At 59.4% G+C, this 3,020-nt stretch carries 4 protein-coding genes; 2 read left to right on the top strand and 2 right to left on the bottom strand.

What is annotated here, in order from left to right; all coding sequences use genetic code 11:
- The coding region (locus Q0Z93_RS10060) for a hypothetical protein (RefSeq protein ID WP_298065154.1) at nt 1–184 on the top strand (184 nt) is incomplete at its 5' end.
- 283 nt (nt 185–467) lie between these two features.
- On the opposite strand, the gene Q0Z93_RS10055 is transcribed toward Q0Z93_RS10060, so the two are convergent.
- Nucleotides 468–1,292: a 2,3,4,5-tetrahydropyridine-2,6-dicarboxylate N-succinyltransferase gene (locus tag Q0Z93_RS10055; RefSeq protein ID WP_298065152.1), complete on the bottom strand. Its 825-nt coding sequence runs from the start codon at nt 1,290–1,292 to the stop codon at nt 468–470.
- An 89-nt stretch (nt 1,293–1,381) separates the two neighbouring features.
- Nucleotides 1,382–2,593 carry an endonuclease/exonuclease/phosphatase family protein gene (locus Q0Z93_RS10050; protein ID WP_298065150.1) on the bottom strand — a complete coding sequence of 404 codons (1,212 nt, stop codon included), beginning with the start codon at nt 2,591–2,593 and terminating at the stop codon, nt 1,382–1,384.
- A gap of 238 nt (nt 2,594–2,831) precedes the next feature.
- Here Q0Z93_RS10050 and Q0Z93_RS10045 point away from each other — a divergent pair.
- On the top strand, nt 2,832–3,020 hold a 189-nt coding region (locus tag Q0Z93_RS10045; protein ID WP_298065148.1), incomplete at its 3' end, for a hypothetical protein.

The raw sequence follows: 3,020 nt of genomic DNA, 5'->3' as shown, positions 1-3,020 counted from the left end.
TTCGACAAGGCGAAACCGATTCCCGGCGACTTCTTTGCTTTCTTTCTTGGTCGCACAAGAAAGAAAGTGCCTCCGCGACATGAGCGGTGAAGCGAAAACAAAAAGCCCGCCCGGCAGGAGGGCTGCAAAAAAGTTTTTTTATAAAGAACAAAAGCCCCGCCAGAAGTCCAGTGTCGAGCCGTAACTAACCCGAGCTCCGCTGGCTGCGGCCCTTTGCAAATCGAAAACAGTCTTTGTCCCGCGCACTGGCGGAAATCTTGTTCAAAAGCAATTCATACTTTTGAACGATTTCCTACTCCAGCTGTCCCGCGCGGTGCCGGTGCTGCTCGGTTCCTCCTCGCCGCTCACCCTATCCTGGGCAGAGATGCTCCGGATCCTGTGCCGCTCGGCACCCCCGCCCCCGAACGGCTGCACACACCATAAACACCCGCCATACAACACACAACCCCACAGCAGAAACCATCCTATCACGCCGACACGCCGAAATCGCGCAACGCATCGTTCAGCGTAGTCTTGCGATCAGTGGACTCCTTGCGCCGCCCGATAATCAGAGCGCAAGGCACCTGATATTCCCCCGCCGGATAATGCCGGGTGTACGAGCCCGGGATCACCACCGACCGCGGCGGCACATACCCTTTGTAGTGCACCGGTTCCGAGCCCGTCACGTCGATGATCTTCGTCGAGCCGGTAATCACCACATTGGCCCCCAGCACCGCCTCCGCACCGACATGAGCCCCCTCGACGATGATGCACCGCGAGCCGATGAAACAATGATCCTCAACAATCACCGGCGCCGCCTGCACCGGTTCCAGCACGCCGCCGATCCCTACCCCGCCGGCCAGGTGAACCCCTTTCCCGATCTGCGCGCACGATCCGACCGTGGCCCACGTATCGACCATCGTTCCCGCATCCACGTATGCCCCGATGTTCACATACGACGGCATCAGAATGACCCCCGGCGCCAGATACGATCCATAGCGGGCCACGCCGTTCGGCACCACCCGCACGCCTAAAGCCTCGAAATCCTGCTTGGTCTCCATCTTGTCGAAAAATTCGATGTCGCCGCTGCTCATCTTCCGCATCTTCTGGATCGGGAAATAGAGGATCACAGCTTTCTTGACCCATTCGTTGACCTGCCAGGTGCCATCGTCCCGCGGTTCGGCGGTGCGGAGCCTGCCCTTGTCGAGCAGGTCGATGACCCCGCGGACGGCTTCGCGGCTCTCGGGCCGGTCGAGCAGGCTGCGGTCGTCCCAGACCGTTTCGATTATCTTTTGATACGCAGTGAGTTCCATATCGTTTTTATCGTTTTGAGGTATCGAAAAATCTCCTTTCCGCCTGCGCGGGAAAGCAGTCCGCGCAGACCGCATACGTACGGCATGTGTCATTTCGAGCCGCCGGTATCGGACTTCTGCCGCTGAAGCCGCACGAATACCGGATTATGATCCGACCACGGCAGGTCGTCGGAGCGGTATTCGAGTGTCTCGAACAGCGGGGAGTGGAATATGTAGTCGATGCGCAGCATCGAGAAAAGCCGGTTGTAGGTATACGCAAACCCCGTGCCTGCATTGATGAAAGGGTCTTCCAGCTCACCCCGCATCTTTTTGTAGGTGTAGGAGACGGGGGTGTCGTTGAAGTCTCCGACCACGATCGCGGAGTAGGGTGACGCGGCGATCATCCGGGAGACGGTGTCGACCTGCACAGCGCGGCGCCGGTAGTTGGCTTTCAGCCGCGATCCCAGGCTGCGGACGAATTGTTCGGCGCTTGGATCGCCCCGCATCTCGAGCCGTTCGACACGTTCTCTGCTCATTTCGTCGATCTGGGTGGACTGCAGGTGGTTGTTGAACACCCGCACGGTATCGCCGCCGAGGGTCTGCAGGTCGGCCCGCAGCATGGAGTTGGACGAGTATTCGAACAGGGTGCGTTCGGCTCCGAGGATCGGCAGGCGGCTGAACACGGCGGTGCCGTATCCGATGTCGTCTTTTCCGCCGTAGATGAAGTTGTACGAGCGGTAAGGCCAGTCGCGGTAGAGGCTGTCGATGCGCCGCACGTCGCCGGGCTGCATGGTCTCGTATTCCTGGAAGCAGATCACGTCGGGCTGCAGGTGCCGGATGTAGGCGGCGATGCTGTCGACGTTGCGCAGGTAGCCTTTGTGTTCGTGCTGCCCGTGACTGAATCCGTGGACGTTGTAGGTCAGTATGGCTAACTGTTCCGGGGTGTTGTGTCGTGCGGTGGTGTTCCCGCTGTCGCGGTGTTCTTTGAGGAGGTCGATCTGCACGAGTGTCCCCAGGTGACCGATGCCGAGAAGCAGGGTGACGGCGGGAACGAGTGCCCACCATCGCCAGCGGATGATCCACACTAAGAGCATCACGATGTTGCCGAGGTACAGGAAGGGGGCGCCGAGGCCGAAAAAGGCGAAGATCCAGTTGCGCTCGGGGCTGATGCCGGTGGAGAGGTAGGCCATGACTAAGCTGCCGCCCAGCCCGAGGGTCAACAGCACGAGCAGGAGGTCGAGCAGAATGCGCCACAGGTTCACGGGGCGGCTTTGGTCGATGTAGTAGTATTCGTTTCCGGCGCTGTTGCGGTTGGCGCTCATGGGTTTGTTGGTTGCTGATTTATAATTTTCGGGCTCGGGAGCGGGCGCTGCCGTCGGCTGTCCTCTTGGCCTGTCCTCTTGGCCTGTCCTCTTGGCTTGTCCTGTTGGTCTATCCTGTTGGTCTGTCCTATTGGTTTGTCCTGTTGGCCTGGCTGCTCCGCGGAATACCTGTTGGCTGTAGGTTTATTATGGCCTCGACCGGCTGGGCTCTTTCTCCGGCGGAAGGCTCTGTGGACGTTTGTTCTTTATATTTTTTTGCAGCCCTTATGCCGGGCGGCTTTTTGTTTTCGCTTTACCGTTCATGCTGGGGGACACTTACTTTTTTGTCGCCCCTGAGCCAGCGGTGCTGCTCGGCACTCGAACCGGGGAGTTTGTTTTGCCTAATTCTCCCTTCGGGGGTGGCTCCGGGCTGGCCGCTTCGCGGGAA

The organism is uncultured Rikenella sp., assembly GCF_947628055.1.
Lineage (GTDB): Bacteria > Bacteroidota > Bacteroidia > Bacteroidales > Rikenellaceae > Rikenella.
The sequence above is the reverse complement of the archived record's forward strand: the minus strand, read 5'-3'. Positions and strand labels throughout refer to the sequence as shown.